The 18,709-nt window shown below is 45.0% G+C and carries 18 protein-coding genes and 3 tRNA genes; 5 read left to right on the plus strand and 16 right to left on the minus strand.

The window, feature by feature from the left end; genetic code table 11:
- Position 1: 1 nt before the first annotated feature.
- The 4 genes from AC1DFM_RS00710 to AC1DFM_RS00725 all read right to left on the minus strand — a co-directional run bounded on the left by AC1DFM_RS00710 (position 2) and on the right by AC1DFM_RS00725 (position 1,623).
- A tRNA-Val gene (locus AC1DFM_RS00710) sits at positions 2–76 on the minus strand.
- A 33-nt stretch (positions 77–109) separates the two neighbouring features.
- Positions 110–184 (minus strand) — tRNA-Val (locus AC1DFM_RS00715).
- A 37-nt stretch (positions 185–221) separates the two neighbouring features.
- A tRNA-Val gene (locus tag AC1DFM_RS00720) sits at positions 222–296 on the minus strand.
- 385 nt (positions 297–681) lie between these two features.
- Positions 682–1,623 carry a hypothetical protein gene (locus AC1DFM_RS00725; RefSeq protein WP_477074807.1) on the minus strand — a complete coding sequence of 314 codons (942 nt, stop codon included), beginning with the start codon at positions 1,621–1,623 and terminating at the stop codon, positions 682–684.
- 130 nt (positions 1,624–1,753) lie between these two features.
- On the opposite strand from AC1DFM_RS00725, the gene AC1DFM_RS00730 reads away from it, so the two are divergent.
- The 3 genes from AC1DFM_RS00730 to AC1DFM_RS00740 are packed head-to-tail and all read left to right on the plus strand — an operon-like array spanning position 1,754 to position 4,767.
- The gene (locus AC1DFM_RS00730; protein WP_477074808.1) at positions 1,754–2,413 is read left to right on the plus strand and encodes a metal-dependent transcriptional regulator; all 660 of its coding nucleotides are present in this window, start codon (positions 1,754–1,756) and stop codon (positions 2,411–2,413) included.
- A gap of 34 nt (positions 2,414–2,447) precedes the next feature.
- Positions 2,448–4,346 (plus strand): Nramp family divalent metal transporter, encoded by a 1,899-nt coding sequence (locus AC1DFM_RS00735; protein ID WP_477074809.1) that lies wholly within the window; start codon positions 2,448–2,450, stop codon positions 4,344–4,346.
- 31 nt (positions 4,347–4,377) lie between these two features.
- On the plus strand, positions 4,378–4,767 hold the full coding sequence (locus tag AC1DFM_RS00740) for a thioesterase family protein (protein WP_477074810.1): 390 nt from the start codon (positions 4,378–4,380) through the stop codon (positions 4,765–4,767).
- 8 nt (positions 4,768–4,775) lie between these two features.
- Here the strand turns inward: AC1DFM_RS00740 and AC1DFM_RS00745 are convergent, their stop codons facing one another.
- The 6 genes from AC1DFM_RS00745 to AC1DFM_RS00770 all read right to left on the minus strand — a co-directional run bounded on the left by AC1DFM_RS00745 (position 4,776) and on the right by AC1DFM_RS00770 (position 9,200).
- Positions 4,776–5,516 carry a LytR/AlgR family response regulator transcription factor gene (locus AC1DFM_RS00745; RefSeq protein WP_477074811.1) on the minus strand — a complete coding sequence of 247 codons (741 nt, stop codon included), beginning with the start codon at positions 5,514–5,516 and terminating at the stop codon, positions 4,776–4,778.
- Positions 5,494–6,558, minus strand: coding sequence for a sensor histidine kinase (locus AC1DFM_RS00750; RefSeq protein ID WP_477074812.1), 1,065 nt, complete (start codon positions 6,556–6,558; stop codon positions 5,494–5,496). Before AC1DFM_RS00750 ends, AC1DFM_RS00745 begins: the two co-directional genes overlap by 23 nt.
- Positions 6,559–6,568: 10 nt before the next feature.
- Positions 6,569–6,922, minus strand: a complete 354-nt coding sequence (locus AC1DFM_RS00755) for a DUF4288 domain-containing protein (protein WP_477074813.1) — start codon at positions 6,920–6,922, stop codon at positions 6,569–6,571.
- A 49-nt stretch (positions 6,923–6,971) separates the two neighbouring features.
- Positions 6,972–7,709: a LiaF transmembrane domain-containing protein gene (locus AC1DFM_RS00760; RefSeq protein WP_477074814.1), complete on the minus strand. Its 738-nt coding sequence runs from the start codon at positions 7,707–7,709 to the stop codon at positions 6,972–6,974.
- Positions 7,710–7,883: 174 nt separating this feature from the next.
- On the minus strand, positions 7,884–8,552 hold the full coding sequence (locus AC1DFM_RS00765; RefSeq protein WP_477074815.1) for a flavodoxin reductase: 669 nt from the start codon (positions 8,550–8,552) through the stop codon (positions 7,884–7,886).
- A gap of 42 nt (positions 8,553–8,594) precedes the next feature.
- Positions 8,595–9,200, minus strand: coding sequence for an SGNH/GDSL hydrolase family protein (locus tag AC1DFM_RS00770; protein WP_477074816.1), 606 nt, complete (start codon positions 9,198–9,200; stop codon positions 8,595–8,597).
- 190 nt (positions 9,201–9,390) lie between these two features.
- Here AC1DFM_RS00770 and icd point away from each other — a divergent pair, with 190 nt between their 5' ends.
- Positions 9,391–10,662: an NADP-dependent isocitrate dehydrogenase gene (gene icd / locus AC1DFM_RS00775; protein WP_477074817.1), complete on the plus strand. Its 1,272-nt coding sequence runs from the start codon at positions 9,391–9,393 to the stop codon at positions 10,660–10,662.
- Between the two features lie 243 nt (positions 10,663–10,905).
- Positions 10,906–12,138: an NADP-dependent isocitrate dehydrogenase gene (locus tag AC1DFM_RS00780; protein ID WP_477074818.1), complete on the plus strand. Its 1,233-nt coding sequence runs from the start codon at positions 10,906–10,908 to the stop codon at positions 12,136–12,138.
- A gap of 88 nt (positions 12,139–12,226) precedes the next feature.
- On the opposite strand, the gene AC1DFM_RS00785 is transcribed toward AC1DFM_RS00780, so the two are convergent.
- The 6 genes from AC1DFM_RS00785 to AC1DFM_RS00810 form a co-directional block, all read right to left on the minus strand.
- Complete coding sequence (locus AC1DFM_RS00785; protein WP_477074819.1) at positions 12,227–13,897, minus strand: L,D-transpeptidase family protein; 1,671 nt, start codon at positions 13,895–13,897, stop codon at positions 12,227–12,229.
- A gap of 249 nt (positions 13,898–14,146) precedes the next feature.
- Positions 14,147–14,719 carry a helix-turn-helix domain-containing protein gene (locus AC1DFM_RS00790; RefSeq protein ID WP_477074820.1) on the minus strand — a complete coding sequence of 191 codons (573 nt, stop codon included), beginning with the start codon at positions 14,717–14,719 and terminating at the stop codon, positions 14,147–14,149.
- Between the two features lie 3 nt (positions 14,720–14,722).
- On the minus strand, positions 14,723–15,586 hold the full coding sequence (locus AC1DFM_RS00795) for a hypothetical protein (protein ID WP_477074821.1): 864 nt from the start codon (positions 15,584–15,586) through the stop codon (positions 14,723–14,725).
- A 14-nt stretch (positions 15,587–15,600) separates the two neighbouring features.
- The gene (locus AC1DFM_RS00800) at positions 15,601–16,146 is read right to left on the minus strand and encodes a heavy-metal-associated domain-containing protein (RefSeq protein WP_477074822.1); all 546 of its coding nucleotides are present in this window, start codon (positions 16,144–16,146) and stop codon (positions 15,601–15,603) included.
- Between the two features lie 84 nt (positions 16,147–16,230).
- A complete protein-coding gene (locus tag AC1DFM_RS00805; RefSeq protein ID WP_477074823.1) occupies positions 16,231–16,620 on the minus strand; it encodes an HYC_CC_PP family protein in 390 nt (129 codons plus the stop codon).
- 110 nt (positions 16,621–16,730) lie between these two features.
- Positions 16,731–18,707 carry a putative porin gene (locus AC1DFM_RS00810; protein WP_477074824.1) on the minus strand — a complete coding sequence of 659 codons (1,977 nt, stop codon included), beginning with the start codon at positions 18,705–18,707 and terminating at the stop codon, positions 16,731–16,733.
- Positions 18,708–18,709: the final 2 nt, after the last annotated feature.

Consider the following 18,709-nt stretch of genomic DNA (forward strand, 5'->3'; position numbering starts at 1 on the left):
GTGGGAGCTACTGGATTCGAACCAGTGACCCTCTGCTTGTAAGGCAGATGCTCTGAACCAGCTGAGCTAAGCTCCCGAAGATCTTTAAGGGTGTTATTACTGTGTAGTGTGGGAGCTACTGGATTCGAACCAGTGACCCTCTGCTTGTAAGGCAGATGCTCTGAACCAGCTGAGCTAAGCTCCCTCTAAAGATCTCGAAAAATATGTCAAAAAAACGGATGTGGGAGCTACTGGATTCGAACCAGTGACCCTCTGCTTGTAAGGCAGATGCTCTGAACCAGCTGAGCTAAGCTCCCTTTTTTGTTTCTTACCAATCGTCCCTTTTGTTCGATGGGATTGCAAAGGTATAAACTATTCTTATTCTACCAAATAAATTTTGAAAAAAGAGAAAAAAAGGTGCGGCAACGCATCTCACAAATAACCTCCAAATCCGCTACCATCAATAATTTCATCAAAATAAAAATTTCATCTTTCTAAAATAAAAAAACGTACACGTTTTTGCACTTACATATATTTTGCAGCAATAATGTGCAGAAAAATAGCAAGGAGAATATAGCATAAAGCTGAACGCAGAAAGCACAAAGCTATTGTAGCGAATGAGCAGAGCGTATATTGAATTCGCTTTGCTCATTCGCTACAATAGCTTTGTGCTTTCTGCTTTCAGCTTTATGCTTCAAAAAATCACTTCTTTTTCTTCTTCTCTGCTTTCTTCACAAAACCTCCTTCAAAGAAACACTTGATGCCTCTGTAGGCGCCACAGCCGCCAATTTCACGGATGTTCACCCTACCGGAAGAAAACTGGAAGGAAATACCGCAGGAAGATTCTTTGTCTTTATACTCACCACGATTACCCGCCAGATAATGGCCCTTACCACTCAGCTCTCCTTTACAGTTACCATTATCTTTTGTAAACGTAATAAAGAACTGAAACGACTTTGCATCTTCTCCATCCCGGATAGATACAATGTTCATATCCCCGGAGGTATAGTCGCCGGAAAACTTATGCTTACGCGGCAACGTGTCGATCGGATTAAATATCTGTCCCGCATTCGTTGGGCCGTTTGAGTTAGTCATGATCAGCGTTACCGAACCATTGGGGTTCACGGCATAGAAGTCTTCCTTCAAAGCGCTGCGGGTACCAGACAGTCTTTTCTCACTGCTGATTTTAATCACGTTTTTGCTGTCCAGGACTAACGACATCACCGTGCCATCCGCACTACCCGTGTTCGCCACTTTCATCCGGTTCAGGTATTTCCCTTTTTTGTCCATGAAGCAGAGATAGCCCACTGACTGGGATCTGCCTACCGCCTTTACCACCATATAATTCACGGTGCTACCCGGAACACGTTGCAGGGGGAAGTAGCTCACATGATCACTTTTGGTGAAATCACCTTTGGTCAGGGTATCTGTCAGAAACCGCATCGCGGAGGTATCCAGCGACAGGGAATCAGCCATTTTCAACTGCAGCGTATCAGCTGTAAGTTTGTAAGGCAGAGCGCCTGGGGTAAATAATGACTGAAATTCTTCAAGTGTCATTGGCTCATCACCACCACCTGACTTCTTCTTCGATTTGCAGGCTGCTAAAGCACTAATGGCCAGTAATAATAAAAGGAAACGCTTCATTGAACAGTTAATTCTTGGCGAAAAGTTAGATATAATTTTTATATATGCGCCGCAAAAATCAAAAAACATACCGGATAGGGAAAAGTTCAGATTTATTATTTAGATTTGTCTAAATAATATTTTAGATAGCATGAATTTATCAGTGGCAGAGGAAAACTATATAAAATCTATTTACAAGCTGCAGGAAGGCGATGAAACGGTGAGTACCAACGCACTGGCCTATGAACTGGACACCAAGCCCGCCTCGGTAACAGACATGGCTAAAAAGCTGAAAGAAAAGAAGCTCATCGAATATGAAAAATATCAGGGCATCCTGTTATCACCGGAAGGCAGAAAAGCCGCCCTGCAAATTGTAAGGCGTCACCGCCTATGGGAATGCTTTCTGGTGGATAAACTGGCGTTCAGCTGGGAAGAAGTACATGAACTGGCGGAAGAACTGGAACATGTACGCAGTGAAAAACTCACCAACCGCCTCAGCGAATTCCTCGGCAACCCGGTAATAGACCCACACGGAGATCCCATTCCGGATGCCAACGGTAAACTAGCCAAACCCAGACCACAAACATCATTGGATCAAACCAATGCCAAGCGACTGGTGGTCACAGCGGTCACCGACCAATCTACCGCCCTCCTCGCCTTTCTGAATGCAAAAGGAATTAAACTGGGTACACAGCTGGAAATCCTCGCGCATTACGAATACGACAACTCTATTGAAATAAAACTGAAACAACAACCTGCTATCACCATCAGCGAACAGGTGGCCAAACATATTATGGTCAGACCTGTTTAAACAGTAAGATTCAGGAACTCCTATATACATGAGCATGGAACATATACATTCATCCACATCGCTAAGTGAAGTACATCAGAGTGTAGATACCAGTGGAAAGTCTAAATGGAAAAAGATATTTGCCTTCTTTGGCCCGGCCTACCTCGTCAGCGTAGGTTACATGGACCCGGGCAACTGGGCCACCGATCTGGCGGGTGGTAGTCAGTACGGATATAAATTACTGTGGGTACTCCTGATGAGTAACCTCATGGCCCTGTTGTTACAAAGCCTGAGCGCACGCCTGGGCATTGTGCGCGGTCGCGACCTGGCACAGGCTAACCGCGAAACTTATCCTCCTGTTGTCAATTTCATTTTATACGTACTGGCAGAAATTGCCATTGCCGCCACTGATCTCGCCGAAGTACTCGGTATGGCCATCGGGATACAACTGCTTACCGGGCTACCGCTGATATGGGGCGTGAGCTTAACCGTACTCGATACCTTCCTCCTCCTCATCCTGCAACGTTATGGCATCCGTAAAATGGAAGGATTTATTATTTCGCTGGTAGCCATTGTAGGCGCTTCCTTCCTCGTGGAATTAATTTTAGTAAAACCACAGATGGGTGAAGTCGTGAAAGGCTTCATTCCGTCCATTCCCGACAACACTGCCTTGTATATCGCCATTGGTATTATAGGCGCTACCGTAATGCCACATAACCTGTACCTGCACTCTGCACTGGTACAAACCAGGAAAATAAAAAGAGATGATGCCGGTATTAAACAGGCCATCAAAATGAATTTCCTCGACAGCACCATTGCGCTGAACCTGGCGTTCCTCGTGAATGCTGCTATCCTCATTCTGGCAGCGGCTGTATTCTTTAAAAGCGGCCGCACCGATGTAGCGGAAATTCAGGATGCCCACAAACTACTGGATCAGCTGCTGGGCAGCAAACTGGCGCCCATTCTCTTTGCAGTGGCATTGATTGCTGCGGGGCAAAGCTCCACGGTAACCGGTACACTGGCCGGACAAATTGTAATGGAAGGATATCTCCGCCTCCGTATCAATCCCTGGTTGCGGCGACTCATCACCCGCCTGCTCGCCATCATACCGGCATTGCTGACCATCCTCATTGCCGGCGATAATGAAGTGGGCGCCCTGCTGGTATTTAGCCAGGTGTTATTAAGTCTTCAACTGGGATTTGCCATCATTCCGCTGATCCATTTTGTGAGTGATAAGAAAACCATGGGCAACTTTGCCATTTCTACCACCACCAAAATTTTCAGCTGGGCAGTCACCATTTTATTGGTGTACCTTAATATGCGGATGGTATTTACAGAAGCCTTCAGTTATATGTCTGGTACTGGAAATATTTGGATAGATGGTCTTATCATCATGGCCTGTGCGGGCTTTGTGGTGTTGCTGCTCATCACCATCATTCATCCGCTGCGCAGACGCTACCGCGAAGATGCCGCTGCTGGTATCCATACCACCCAGGTGTCGCTGGGCGACATGGAGAAACCAGTGTACAACTGCATCGCCATGGCCCTCGACTTCACCAACAAAGACCGGGAAGTAATCACCAATGCCATTGCGCACGGTAACGAACACACGCAATATATCCTGATCCATATCGTAGAAAGTGCATCAGCCAAATACTTTGGCCATGATTCTGACGATCTCGAAACCCGCCGCGACCAGGAACAGCTGGATACCTATGTAGCCCTGCTGAAAAGCCGTGATATCAACGCCAAAGGCGTACTCGGCTTCCGTCGCCGTGCCCGGGAAATTGCCCGCATCGTGAAAGAAGAAAATGCCGACTTCCTCGTACTCGGCGGTCATGGACACAAAGGATTCAAAGACTGGCTATATGGCGAAACCGCCAACCAGGTAAGACACCAGGTGCAGGTACCTGTACTGGTAGTACAATGGTATCAGGACCCCAGCGAGAAGTAACGTAAACGATTATACGAAATAAACACATCACATGCAGCACCTCTTCAAACCCGGTGATACCAGGCAATTCAGCCGCATGGTCCGTTCGGAAGACAGCGCCGGATTCGATACCGGAAATGTACATCCCGTATATGCCACGTTTGCGTTGGCCAGAGATGCGGAATGGTGTTGCCGTTTATTTGTACTGGAAATGAAAGAAGCACATGAAGAAGGGATAGGTACCAAACTTACAGTGGAACATCTGCGCCCTGCACTGGTAGGCAGCGAAGTGGTTTTCACCGCTACCATTACACAGCTGCAGCATCATGAAATTACGTGTAGCTATGAAGCTGTATCCGATGGCAAAGTCATTGCCACCGGCATACAGGTCCAAAAAATATTAACAAAAGAAAAGCTGGAAAGGCTGTTCGCAGGATTGTAGGAAAACACCTACAATCCCAGCGCTGCCTTTAGTCGGGGGTAACCCGTTTTACTTACTAACACCCTGGCGCCACTGCGCAATATCGCCAGGTGGTTTTCTTTTTCGTAAGGATCAATACGGGTTACCTGATTTATATTGAGGATGTAAGAACGGTGTACTCTCGTAAACTGCTGTGGATCGAGCATTTTCTCAAAGAAAGCCATGGTTTTATTCTTCAGAAAACTACCTTCCTGGGTAATAATTTTCACATAGTCATCCGCCGCCTCCAGATAATGAATATCCTGTACCGGGATGATCTTTATTTTACCATTCAGTTTAATCACCACACGATTGCTTTGTGCCGGTGTTGCCGCAGCTGTTTCCAGCAATGCGGTTGTATTAGCCGTAGCTGGCGCCTGGAACTGATCCAGCCACTTTTGTACGGCCTTATCAAAACGTTCGTTGGAAAAAGGCTTCAGTAAATAGTCCACTGCATGTACTTCAAAAGCACGGATAGCATGTTCTTCGAATGCCGTGGTAAAAATAACTGCCGGCATATTTTCTACCAGTTCCAGCATTTCAAAACCGGTAATCTTGGGCATCTGTATATCCAGAAAAATAAGGTCTGGTTGATGTTGTTGTATTGCTTTTAATCCTTCAAATCCATCATTACATTCCTGCATCACAGTAATCTGCGGGAAGTTCAGCAGATATTCTTTTACTACCTCACGGGCCAATGGTTCATCATCAATTATTACTGCTTTTATCATGGGTTTGTGGTACTTTGATAGTGGTGGTAAAAATATTTTCGTGTGCGGATGTTTCCAGCAAATCCTGTCGGGCAAACAATAGATAAAGTCTTCGTTGTATGGAAGTCAGGCCAAATCCAGTGCCTTTATGCGGTTGTTGCAATTCGTTGTCGAATGGATTTTGTATTGATATATATAGTGTGTTGTCTTCTATCCATGATTTTATGCTGATGGTAATATCACCGGTAGTATCGTATAAGCCAAACTTAATGGCATTTTCAACAACCGGCTGCAGCAGCATCGGCGGCATCATCCGCGTGTCTGTGCCCTCTCCGGATATAATGTCGGTGGCTAACCGGTGTCCGAAACGCACTTTCTCAATATCCAGATATAGCTGCAGGTAGTTCAATTCTTCTGCAAATGAAATCCATTGATCATCTTCCCGTTTCAGTGAACCTCTTAAAAAGTCAGAGAGCTTTAGCACCATTTCCCGGGCCTCTTTCGGCCGCATCATAATCAATGCGTTAATGGAGTTCAGGCTGTTAAACAAAAAATGTGGCTGTAGTTGTTGCCGCAATTTAAACAGCTCTGCTTCTCTCACAATTTTTTCGGAAGCTTCCCGGCGTTTCACCGTTTCCCGTTGTTCTTCTGCATCATACCATATCTGGGCCCTGAAACCAATTCCATACGTCAGCATCCAACCTACCAGCGTATGAATTGGGATAGCATGATTCAACCATGTCTGGTACCCCAGGTCTTTCGGAAAAGCGCTCATCAGTATCCAACGGCTCAAGCATACCCACAGCACTGACAATGCAAAGCTTACGATGGCTACATATCCAAACTTCATGGAGCCCGCCGCCGGACGGTAGTAAGCCACGTTGTGGTTGATGATAACGCTGGTGGCAGCCAGCAATATCACGTGTACCAGGCTGTCGGTGACTGACTGTCCCAACGGAATATCAAACCAGTAGTACAGTAATCCTCCGTAAATGAGCAACCAGATCAGAAAGGAGCAAATGAAAGACCATACGGCCGTACCTTTTATGATTTGCTTTACCAATAGTTCGGTTTTATACGTTGAGTTCAAAATATTGTTGTCCCTGCAGCTGAGCGGACTTCATCTGCAACCAGGCGATATAAGAATTGGGATCTCCCGGCTCTTCAATGCGGGAATACAATTCCATACCATCTGTCAGCTGATCCAGGGTATATACTTCCGGTACGTTGATGAATTTCCATTGTACCAGTTCCTGTTGTTGATTTTTAAAAGCATATTGTTCCTGTATACCAATTTCACGGGCTTTATCGCAGGCGTCTTTTTTGGTAACAGCGCTTATCAATCTTAATTGTTCATCAAATTGCGGGGTATGATTACCGTCGCCGCAGATGATCTGATATACTACTTTCGCAACAAACCAATGCATAAAAAAAGATTTAAAAGTTGGAAATAGAAGAGTGAGATATGGTGATTTATCAGGCGTAACTTTTGATTTCAATTCCCCCCATTATACAGGTTCCCTTCAATATCAACAGCTTTCCTTCACCTGCCGGAGGCATCAGGTCCAGGAATCGTTTATCATCTACACCACCCATAATTGAATTGATATCCACTTTTACGTTCCAGTTGGCTGGTACAATGATTTCGCATCCACCCATGATCGCTGTTACATCCAGCGTTGCAGTGCCTTCAATATCAGCTTTAATAAAATTGAGGACAGAGCCTCCCATGATCGCTGTTACGTCGCCACCTCTGAATGCTTTAGAGGTGATTACTCTATCTACACTACCAAAAATGGCAGTTACATCTAGTACATCATCGCCGGAAACAGACGTAACGTTGGCACCAAATTGCTTTTTCTTCTCGGCCCATTCCCTGGTGGAAAAGTTTCGTTTAAAAATCACCATCAACCCAATACCAATCATCACTACCGGCCAAATAAACTGGGCCGTATCATAAGGCCACTTTTGCACTTCACCCAGGAGAAAAACCACACCAACACCTACCATCACCATCCACCCTCCTATCCGGAACCTATGACGAACACCTAATACGATACCTATTGCAATGAGGATCATTTGCCAGGAAAGCCAATAGCTGGGGATATTCAGGTCCAAACGCTGTAATAACAACACGGTACCTATGATGATCAGGATAAAGCCCCCAACGGACCGGCTCTTTCTTCTTGATTCCTCTATATCTTCGTTTTTCATTGTTTTAATATTTATGATACAAATGTAGAACGGGCGGGCTGCTTTCAAAAGGGGGTTTAGGCTAATCAGGTACACTTACCGGTAAACGGCAGGAAATTACCGGTAAAAACAGCCGGTAATAATTGGCCGATCATTTTCTTCCAACTATTACCGGATAGCTTACTAAGAGGTAGCTTATATCTCTACGGTCACCAGGGCCTCACTGCCGGCCAGCCGGGTAAGAATAGCTTTCAGCTGCTGCACCATAGGGTCAGGGCCGCAGATATAAAAATGCTGGTCAAAATTGGCAATCTTCTCTTTCAGGTAACTTTCATCAATGGTATGATGGTCATAACCAGGTACCTCCTGCGCTGTGAGCGTATTGATGAAACGCTTACCCAGCATGCCTTCAAACTCATCTTTCAAAATTATATCCGACAGGGTTTTATTGGAACAGATCAATTGGTTAGTACCCAACTGTCCTTTATGTTGCAGATCACGGAAGATGGCAATAAAAGGGGTGACTCCGGCGCCCCCGGCAATAAACACGCCTTCTCCTTTATAATGTATGGTACCCCATACATCGTGGAGAATCAGTTCATCACCGGCTTTCAGCTGTCCCAGTTCATGGGTGACGCTGTTATGATCATCGTAAATTTTAATGGTAAACTCCAGGTGTTCCCAGTGGGTCAAACTGGTAAAGGTAAAGGGCCGTCTTTCCTCCTCCCATCCGGCTTTGTTGATAGACACTTCAGTAGCCTGCCCTGGTACAAAGGTGTATCCCTGGGGCTTTTCAACGGTAAACTGACGAACGTTATGCGTTACGGGGGTAACCGCAAGAATTTTGACGATATGGCTTTCCATGGTTTAGGTTTTCAGATATATGAATGTAGCGTATTTTTTGGCTTAGTGCAAAGCTTGTTGCAACAGTGGCGCCAGCGCGGCTGCCCAGCGGCCGTAATCTTTTCCGGAAGGATGCAATCCATCTGCTGCTACCAGCTCCTGATCATGTGCCGCTTCGCGGGTATAACCGGTGATGTCAAGATAAGGCACCTGCATACGTTGTGCAATGGCCTTATTGGCAGCGTTAAAGGCATCTATTTCCCGGGCAATCTTTTCCCGGTCGCGATCCGTTGCAAACGGCGTTACCCCCCAGTCGGGAATAGACAATACCACTACGTGTGAAGGCTGGTTGCCCGCAAATGTAATGGCCTGCTGTAACAGGGCTGTAAATTCCGTTTCGTAAGCAGATAACGCATAGCCCCGGTATTGGTTATTCACACCTATCAACAAAGTTACTATATCGTACTTTTTTGCAATATGTGCAACCCTGATGCCCTCAGCCAGTTCATCTGTGGTCCAGCCGGTGGTAGCAATAATTTGCGGTTTCTCCACAGGATAGCCCTGCTGGCGTAATAAAGCGGCGGTTTGTACGGGAAAACATTCCGTATAATCGACTTGTTCACCAATGGTATAACTATCGCCCAGAGCGAGATATGTAATGGGAGTCATGGTAGTATCTAAGATTTTGTTGCTGCCGAAAAATGTGCAGCAAAATAACATTAATCCTAACATAAGCAAAAAGTTATATGCAGCCGGATAATTTGCACAATTAACACAGAAACTAGCCTGTCTTTAAGGGGAAAAGCGTTACCTTTGCACCCGATTACAACAATTACGTAACGCATAAAGAAACCGTTTTATGCCGGCAGAAAAAATATCGATGAACAATGGCCTGTTACAGGTCCCCGCACACCCCATCATCCCATTTATAGAAGGCGACGGAATAGGTCCGGACATTTGGAAAGCCAGTGTTCGTGTATTCGACGCAGCTGTGGAAAAAGCCTATGGTGGTGATCGGAAAATTGAATGGAAAGAAGTACTGGCAGGTGAAAAAGCCTTCCAGCAAACAGGTGAATGGCTGCCCAAAGAAACGCTGGATGCCCTGAAAGAATACCTGGTGTCTATCAAAGGACCACTGTCTACCCCCGTTGGTGGCGGTATCCGCTCCCTGAACGTAGCAATGCGCCAGGAACTGGATCTCTACGCCTGCGTTAGACCCGTACGTTGGTTCAACAAAGTACCTTCTCCCGTGAAACATCCGGAGAAAGTGGATATGGTGATTTTCCGTGAAAACACAGAAGACATCTACGCCGGCATTGAATACATGACAGGTACGCCTGAATGCAAAAAACTGCTCGATTTCCTGCAAAAGGAAATGGGCGTTAAGAACATCCGGTTCCCGGAAACTTCTTCACTGGGTATCAAACCCGTGTCTATTGAAGGAACGGAAAGACTGGTACGTGCTGCTATCAGCTACGCACTGGAACACAAACGTCCTTCTGTTACCCTGGTACATAAAGGCAACATCATGAAATTCACCGAAGGTGGTTTCAAAAACTGGGGCTATGCACTGGCGGAAAAAGAATTCGGTGACTCCGTATACACCTGGGAACATTGGGAAAAAACCAAGAAAGAACTGGGTGAAGAAGAAGCTAACAAAGAACTGAAAGTAGCACTGGCACAAGGTAAACTGTTGATTAAAGATGTGATCGCAGATAACTTCCTCCAACAGATTCTGCTGGCGCCACAGGACTATTCTGTAGTAGCTACACTGAACCTGAACGGTGACTATATTTCTGATGCACTGGCTGCTGCTGTGGGTGGTATTGGTATTGCCCCAGGCGCTAACATCAACTACAATACCGGCTATGCCGTATTTGAAGCGACTCACGGTACTGCTCCCCGCTTTGCCAACACCAACACCATGAACCCATCATCAGTAATCCTGAGTGGTGTAATGATGCTGGAGTACATGGGCTGGAAAGAAGCTGCTGAAATCATTGTTCACGGCCTGAGCACCGCTATCATGCGTAAACGCGTTACCATCGACTTCTACAACCTGATGGATGATGCGACCCTGGTTAAAACCAGCGAGTTTGCGGATGAAGTAATTAAACAAATGCAACACTAAGCATAAGCGCAAGCTAATTTCTGTTATAGCGAATGGTATAAGCGGAGTAGTACACTACTCTTACGCTTATATCATTCGCTATAATAGTTTTTTACCTTATCCTTTTAGCATTATGCTTTTTAGTTAATATTGTTAATTTTGTTTTTTTCACAGCTATTCGTATTTTTCGTGATTATCCCGCAAGGGACACGCTTGAATAAATGTTGTGAATCGCTTTTAATCTAATTTTTTAAAAAACCCGAAATGGCAGAAAAAATTAAAGTTGCTAATCCGGTAGTCGAACTGGACGGTGATGAGATGACACGAATCATCTGGAAATTCATCAAGGACAAACTGATACTTCCATACCTGGACGTTGAAATTAAATATTATGATTTGGGCATGGAGCATCGTGATGCTACCAATGACCAGGTAACTATTGATGCTGCCAACGCTATCAGAGAAGTAGGCGTAGGTATCAAATGTGCTACCATTACACCTGACGAAGAGCGTGTAAAAGAATTTAAGCTGAAACAAATGTGGAAATCACCGAACGGCACTATCCGTAACATCCTGGATGGTACTGTATTCCGTGAGCCAATTGTAATGAGCAATGTTCCACGCCTGGTACCTAACTGGACAGCACCTATCTGTATCGGTCGTCACGCTTTTGGTGACCAATACCGCGCTACCGATTTCGTTACCAAAGGGAAAGGTAAACTCACCATCAAATTTGAAGGTGAAGATGGTCAGGTGATTGAACATGAAGTATACAACTTCAAAGGTGATGGTGTAGCTCTCGCTATGTACAACACCGACGAATCTATCAAAGGCTTTGCACGTGCATGTTTCAACCAGGCACTGATGAAAAAATGGCCTTTGTACCTGAGTACTAAAAATACCATCCTGAAAAAATATGATGGCCGCTTTAAAGATATCTTTGAAGAAATCTATCAACAGGAATTCAAAACTGCGTTTGATGCAAACGGCTTAACTTATGAGCACCGCCTGATCGATGACATGGTGGCCAGCGCACTGAAATGGCATGGTAACTTTGTATGGGCTTGTAAAAACTACGATGGCGACGTACAATCTGATACCGTTGCACAAGGTTTTGGTTCCCTCGGTCTGATGACTTCCACCCTCATCACGCCTGATGGTAAAACCATGGAAGCAGAAGCTGCACATGGTACTGTAACCCGTCACTACCGCGAACACCAGGCTGGTAAACCTACATCTACCAACCCAATCGCTTCCATCTTCGCATGGACCCGTGGTCTGGAGTTCCGTGGTAAACTGGATAACAACCAGGCGCTGATCGACTTCTGTACTGCACTTGAACAGGTTTGTATTGAAACCGTTGAAAGTGGTAAAATGACCAAAGATCTGGCCGTTTGTATCCATGGTAACAAAGTAGAACATGGTAAACACTACCTCTATACTGAAGAATTCCTGGATGCGCTGGATGCAGCACTGAAGGCGAAGCTGAAAGCATAAGGCAGTCGGCATAAAGCTATAAAAGCAAACGACCAAAGCGGATATGATCCTTGCTTTGGTCGTTTGCTTTTATAGCTTTTCTAATTGTCTATATTTTCATCTTCTTACGTAATACTTTATCTTCTCCATAAATATCATCAAAGAAAATAAGATTACCATTTTGTCCCTCTGCGGTAAAGTAACGCAGATAAATAGGAATGTGTTTAGGGAGATCTACCTGTTTCTTTTCCTCCCGCGCCAGCCATACACGGATGCTATCACCGCTATGTCTTACACTATCGGCACGCACCAGGTACTGCGCCAGGCTATCCCATTGCTGTACCCGCACACAACCATGACTCATGGCGCGCATGGAGTTTTTAAATAGCCCACGGTTATTGGTATCGTGCAGGTATACACTGTATTTGTTACGGAAGTTAAACTTCATCACACCCAGGGAGTTATCAATACCATCCATCTGCCGCAGCACATAAGGGAAATGCCCTTTGCTTAACTTGGACCAATCGATGGTAGCCGGATCTACGGTGTTGCCGTCTTTATCAATCACCTCCAGGTTTTTGGAAGCCAGATAACCAACGTTCTTCTTGATAGCTGGCAGCATTTCTTTAAACACAATGCTGTAAGGAACGCGCCAGTAGGGATACATCATGAAGTTAGTCATGTAAGAATTCAGCAAAGGGGTGCGTGTACGTGGTGCACCCACAATTACGCGCGACTCCAGCTTTACTTCTCCGCTATCCATTACCCGCAGCGTATAGCCGGGAACGTTGACCATGATATATTGTACCGGCAAGGTATCCGGTAATTTACGCCAGCGATCCAGGTTTACCGCCGCCTGCATGATCCAATCATGCATAGAGCGGTTCAGCGCCATCACAGTTCTTTTACCTGCTACGCCGTCCGGATAAATATTAAACTCTTTCTGAAAAGCTTTAATACCTGTTTTAATGAGCGCAGTATCTGCGGTACGTCCGCTGGTATCCAGATGTCCGCTTTGTACCAGGCGATTTATCACCAATTGTCTGAAAGCCACGGTATCCGTGTAATTCAGCGGTAAAGTATCCCAGTGATAATTTCCGTATTTGGATTTGAAAGTCTGTATGCCTTCTTTCAGTGCAAGGTAACCTGCATGTACCGGCTCCTGCGCGTGCAGAATCGTGGCAACATTCTTATCGGTCAATGCCTGTTTCAGCGCCGTTATCAGCTGGTTGTCAGTCAACACAGAATCCTTTCTAAGGGTAACACTGTCGCGCGGAGCTACGCCAAAACGGAGGTCTGAGGCCATTTTCATGAAGGCGTCTGTCATCAGCACGTCCACTTTGGCCCACAAGGCTGCATCTTTTTTAGCATTGGCATCGCTGCTAATCTGTTCCAGGGCGGCAGTCAGCGCAACGCCATGATACTGGGCAGGCAACAATCCTACATCTTCCGCATGTTGTATCATATACAACATGGAGTCTGCAGCAGGACTCACCACCCCGTTCTTAGACCATTGTCCGGTGGGATTATCGGCGCCATAAAATTCCTGAATAGCAGAAGGACGGAACGCTATGATGCTGTCTTCCAGTTCACCTTCATTGTCTTTTAGAGCAGACAGACGTTCTGTGATATTGTCTGTAATCACTTCGTCCAGTTGTCTGATGTTTGCTACAATCTGTTTTTGTTTGGGGGCGGTATGCTTTTTTTTATTGACACAGGCTAACAACAAGCACACTCCAGATCCGCATAACAAACTGATAATAAAAATTTTGTTCTTCATCTGCAGTTAATCGGTAAGGTAAAGATAGGCATTTACAAATACTGTGCAGAAAATTTTTGTTTGGGGTCTTTCTTCTAAAATTATTTACAACAGTCCTTCTTCATAAATAATGACTGCAATACTTTCAGTATACCTGTGAATATCTTTTTCATGTGAAGATTTTTTAAAAAAGAGGCTACGGTGTGCAGCAGCCTCTTTTTAAACTAAAACTAAAACAACTAACTTTTATATCTCACGCCAATGGCTATACTATATCTTATCTAACGGTATACGCCCAGGGGCCTTCAATTGTTTAAATTTACTGGGAGTTAATCCGGTTACTTTTTTGAACTGAGCCGATAAATGCGCTACACTACTGTATCCCAGCTTATAACTGATTTCACTTAAACTTAATTCATTATATACCAGTAACTCCTTTACTTTCTCAATTTTCTGCTGAATAATATACTGTTCTATGGTAGTGCCTTCTGTTTCAGAGAAGAGATTACTGAGATAGTGATAATCTTTCTGCAACTTTCCTGCCAGTAAAGTAGAAAAATTTTCTTTCATTTCATCCAGCTCAGAATGATGTACAGCCTGTACTACAATGCTTTTGATGCCTGCAATCAACTGCTGTTTTTTATCGTCTATCAGCAAAAATCCTTCCTTTTGCAAGGTATCTGCCAAATGCTGTAATGTTTGGTCCGGTACGATGCCTGCTACTGTTACTTTGCCCAGCTGAATATCTTTAATTTCCAGTTTTTCCGCGGTGATGGCGGTGGAGACCACCTTGATGCAACGCGGACAAACCATATTCTTTATAAACAGATCTGTTGTTGCCATCATTTATTTTTTTATAATATTAAAGATATTATGTTCAAATCTTATTAAAAAAGAATTGAACGTATTTCTGGGCATATCTCCGGCCACCTGCGCACGATAAGATAGATCCAGCCTGGTGGTACTGTTAAAAATAAACTGTATGGCCGGCGCCACATCCAGGTAAGATCCGCGGCCTACCTTGTCTGTATTGGTTTTCCCCAGCAGCTCCACATACAGGTTCAAATTGGTTTGCTGGAAGTTTTTATACTTCACCGGCAACACCAGGTATCCGGCAGAAAGACTGTAGTTGACCGAATTTTTCGAGAACTCTTCCGGAATATTATCTTTCACATTGTTCATATAACGGGAATATCCCAACGTTGTTGATAAAGCCAGTTTATGTAATAATTGCGTAGCAATAACACCACCGTTCACGCCAGAGGTAGCCCCTTCCAGGTCCAGCTCCTTATTATTATAAGGGCGTGCAGGATGAGTGCCGTCGGCCATTACAGGGTAGTATGGATTATCGATCACCGTACCTCTTACATAAGCGGCCATCCGGAAATGGGCATGTTGCTGATCAAGCGATAGGAAGCGGTACTTAGCATAAATACCTCCTCCTTCTGTGCGGATAGATGATTGCATCATATTGGAGGCGTAGCCAAATGCGTGCAGCATCAGCCTTTTATTGACACCCCACATCACTTCCGGCTCAAAGCGCATCCCGGTTTCACGGGTGTGCTCCATGTTAAAGAACTTGTTGGTAAGTCTTATGCCAAGCGAATTAGCGGGCATATTGCTGGCTGGTTCTGTATTTACGTACAATTCCTGGGCGGTTGCCCTTATTCCGGCCATGACGGCCACTGCTATCATTATAAATTTCTTCATATACCCTACCAGCATTAAATGGTCACGTGATAAATTCTGCCGGAAGCACTACCTGTATTGGTTTTACAGCAGCTGCTCATCATGCCTGTTTTATAGCAGGGCATACTTGTTTCAGTACTGAATTTTTTAAATTGTTTAGCAGAAACGAAATCTTTGTCGATAACGGTGATGTCTTTGTCGCCACTTAACACCTGATTTTTCACATCCATAAAATGAAGTGTGCTACCGGCAAAGCTAACGTGCGCATCGTTTTGCACAGACAACGCGTCGAAATTAGCGGTCATGACCAGTTTGCCGACAGAGAAACCGGCATCTTCCACTTTTGCTTTAATGGCATCAATATTTACGGGCACACCTGTCTTGAAGGTCAGTATAAAAGTAGTGTTATCGAGGTCGGTATCTATCTTATCCACAAAAGGCAGTGATTGCAGTGCTTCGTAAGTGGCTTTGGAACACATGGCGCAGGTAAGGCCGGTAGCATGTACCGCTGCTTTTTTGAATTGCGCATTTGCGCCGAAAGATAAACCCAGTGCGAGTAATATAATAGCTAATGTTTTCATGATCTGATTCAGTTAAATAAATGAAGAAATTGCGGCCATCGCATGATGGCTCCGCTCAAAGCGGGCATGGGAAATACCGCCGGATCAGATCAGGAAAGTGCAGTTACGGATAAAAATGGGGGTCTTGAGGAGATCGGGCGGATCATGGTGATAATCGCCCGCGGGGATGTTCGATTCCGCCAAAACCGGCACTGCCAAAGTTTTCACGGGCAGTTCCAGGGCGATATTCAGGCTGAAGTTTTGCTGCAGGGCTTTGGCCGCCTGATGCGACTCCGTTACCTTACAGAACTTCGATTCATCTTTGCAACAATCCATGCCTTTCGCTGGCATCTTGCATATCCGGCACTGATGCGCCTCCGCTTCCTGCCAGTCAATGCCTGCCAGTTTGCCCATGCAATAATGCACATTAATGGTAAACCCGCTGGTGAGCGTGGTATACAATATGGCGAATAATATGACAAAAAATCGTTTCATGTCTAAGCCCAAAGGTAGCGAAAAAAGCTGAAAGCATAAAGCTATTGAGGCGAATGACCTTTGCGGATATTCGCATTGATCATTCGCCTCAATAGCTTTATGCTTTCAGTTTAATTAATAAACCACCACCGCAGCCCCACCCTGAAGGCAAAGTTGTTTAAAGGATACAACGGTGCAGCGTAGTTGTTATTGGCAAAGAAGGTATTTAAGTTTTCTGCTCTGACATAGGCAGAGAAGGATTTGATACGGAAATTGGCAAATGCAGCCATATCCGGCAACGTATTGCTGATCTTTTGTGTTTTCTGGTAAATGAACTGGCCTGTCAGCGGGGAATAGTCATCCGCATAATAGCTGGTATTATAACGGAATTCCAGACCAGTGATGAGGTTCAGGTTCGTATACAGTTTCTTTTCAAAAGCAAAGCGGTTACGTGTCCAGATAGTAGGTACATTGAGCGGGCCATTGCCGTGCAATTGTTGGAAAGCAATATCCAGGTACCAGGCAAATGGCGCTACTACAAATTTCTTGCTGAACGTTACCTGCAGCAGGTTGAACAGGGAGCCATACTGTTCACTGTGATAATAATCCTTGAAATAAGTATAGTTTGTGAAAAGGAAATAATTCACTGCCAGGGTGTATTTCAACTTCGTATTAACAGAGGCAAATTGCAGTTGCGTCGTATTTTGCTTGGCCAGGGAGGTATTATACCACGCATCCTGGTTACTGTTAAAATACTTGTACACGTAGGATGGTTCGCGGTTTACGTTGTTCACCGACAGTTGTACATCTCCCAAAAGATCATTAATGTGCCGGCTCAAACTACCATATATACCGTAATCACCAATATTTTGCCCCACGACATAAAACTCTCCTTTGGCAGAGAAATCCCATTTCTGGTTACGGGTTCTGTTACGATATTCTCCATGTACGGCCAGGTTGCTGAAATTAATATTGGCATCCAGGAAGGTGCCTGTTATACTTTCAAACCGGGCGCCCAGATTAATAAAGTGAGCCTGATTGCCACGTACCGGGAACTGTATCAACGACAGATCATTGGAAATCATTTTCCACTTATGCTGCGCATTGACGGTATCGCCCGGAACAAAATTGTAATGTTTGCTATAGAAAGCAGTATCCGGTTGACTATCAATGAAGCCGTAGTCGTCGTTCTGGTAATTAAACGTGTATTGCACGCGGAATACCGGATCATACTTATAAATATCCAGGGTATCGTTTACATGAATACTATCGCCACGGCCCCAGTCGTACTGCTGTTGAATGAGCAATCCGGTTTCCCGGTAGCTGGATTTCACAGGCAGTGTACCACCTCCAAAGAAGGAGTAGGTTTGAGAAGCGTCCGTACCCAGGTTTACCGGCAAGCTTTTACGTTGTTTATAGTCCGGGTTCTTTAACAGGGAATCGTATCTAAGCCCTCCATTCTCCCCTCCATTGATCTTATTATAGTAGAAGCTGAAGTAGGTATGCGCACGTTTGTTTTTGCTCTGATAACGGGCGGTAAACCGGTAAATATCGTGGTTGGTATTTTGGGTACGATAATATCCGGGCGCATTTATTTTGCGGTAGTCGAAAGCAAAGTTGAAGCGTTCGGTCCGGTTTTGTGTATGCGATAGCCCGATTACCTGTTCCTGTTTGCTACCTACCAGGTATTGCAACTCCGTATAAGGGCGGGTGGTATAATAAAACTTCGCGTCCTTATGGGTGTTGGAATAGATGTCATATGAGTGAAAACCGGCGTCAAATCCGGGTTTCATGAGTGGTGTATAGATAATGTTGTATTCTGCATTCCCCGTGTTACCGAGTGTCACGTAATTGGAAGGTACGCGGAGGTAATTTGACTGGAAGTCAGCTACAGAAGAATCTATTCTATAATATACCGGGTCGCCGAGCAGTTTATAGGTCAGGGTGATGGTATCCAGCTCGTGTTCATGCTTTCCGGTATCCCGCTGCATTTTGCTGTTACCGCCTCCACCGCCGCCCATATTGCCGAAGCGGCCGGAGTTAAACTGGGCCTGAACCTGATTCCCGCAAAAAAACAGCAGGGCTATGAAAATGAAAATTTGCCTCATCC

The sequence above is a fragment of the Chitinophaga sp. 05T412 genome, assembly GCF_056396465.1.

Bases quoted from the DNA above. Each gene is read 5' to 3' on its own strand.
- AC1DFM_RS00785 (WP_477074819.1), bottom strand. From the start codon at position 13,897: ATGAAGAACAAAATTTTTATTATCAGTTTGTTATGCGGATCTGGAGTG.
- AC1DFM_RS00770 (WP_477074816.1), bottom strand. From the start codon at position 9,200: ATGACTCCCATTACATATCTCGCTCTGGGCGATAGTTATACCATTGGT.
- AC1DFM_RS00790 (WP_477074820.1), bottom strand. From the start codon at position 14,719: ATGGCAACAACAGATCTGTTTATAAAGAATATGGTTTGTCCGCGTTGC.
- AC1DFM_RS00795 (WP_477074821.1), bottom strand. From the start codon at position 15,586: ATGAAGAAATTTATAATGATAGCAGTGGCCGTCATGGCCGGAATAAGG.
- icd (WP_477074817.1), top strand. From the start codon at position 9,391: ATGCCGGCAGAAAAAATATCGATGAACAATGGCCTGTTACAGGTCCCC.
- AC1DFM_RS00805 (WP_477074823.1), bottom strand. From the start codon at position 16,620: ATGAAACGATTTTTTGTCATATTATTCGCCATATTGTATACCACGCTC.
- AC1DFM_RS00760 (WP_477074814.1), bottom strand. From the start codon at position 7,709: ATGAAAAACGAAGATATAGAGGAATCAAGAAGAAAGAGCCGGTCCGTT.
- AC1DFM_RS00745 (WP_477074811.1), bottom strand. From the start codon at position 5,516: ATGATAAAAGCAGTAATAATTGATGATGAACCATTGGCCCGTGAGGTA.
- AC1DFM_RS00725 (WP_477074807.1), bottom strand. From the start codon at position 1,623: ATGAAGCGTTTCCTTTTATTATTACTGGCCATTAGTGCTTTAGCAGCC.
- AC1DFM_RS00730 (WP_477074808.1), top strand. From the start codon at position 1,754: ATGAATTTATCAGTGGCAGAGGAAAACTATATAAAATCTATTTACAAG.
- AC1DFM_RS00765 (WP_477074815.1), bottom strand. From the start codon at position 8,552: ATGGAAAGCCATATCGTCAAAATTCTTGCGGTTACCCCCGTAACGCAT.
- AC1DFM_RS00735 (WP_477074809.1), top strand. From the start codon at position 2,448: ATGGAACATATACATTCATCCACATCGCTAAGTGAAGTACATCAGAGT.
- AC1DFM_RS00810 (WP_477074824.1), bottom strand. From the start codon at position 18,707: ATGAGGCAAATTTTCATTTTCATAGCCCTGCTGTTTTTTTGCGGGAAT.
- AC1DFM_RS00740 (WP_477074810.1), top strand. From the start codon at position 4,378: ATGCAGCACCTCTTCAAACCCGGTGATACCAGGCAATTCAGCCGCATG.
- AC1DFM_RS00755 (WP_477074813.1), bottom strand. From the start codon at position 6,922: ATGCATTGGTTTGTTGCGAAAGTAGTATATCAGATCATCTGCGGCGAC.
- AC1DFM_RS00780 (WP_477074818.1), top strand. From the start codon at position 10,906: ATGGCAGAAAAAATTAAAGTTGCTAATCCGGTAGTCGAACTGGACGGT.
- AC1DFM_RS00800 (WP_477074822.1), bottom strand. From the start codon at position 16,146: ATGAAAACATTAGCTATTATATTACTCGCACTGGGTTTATCTTTCGGC.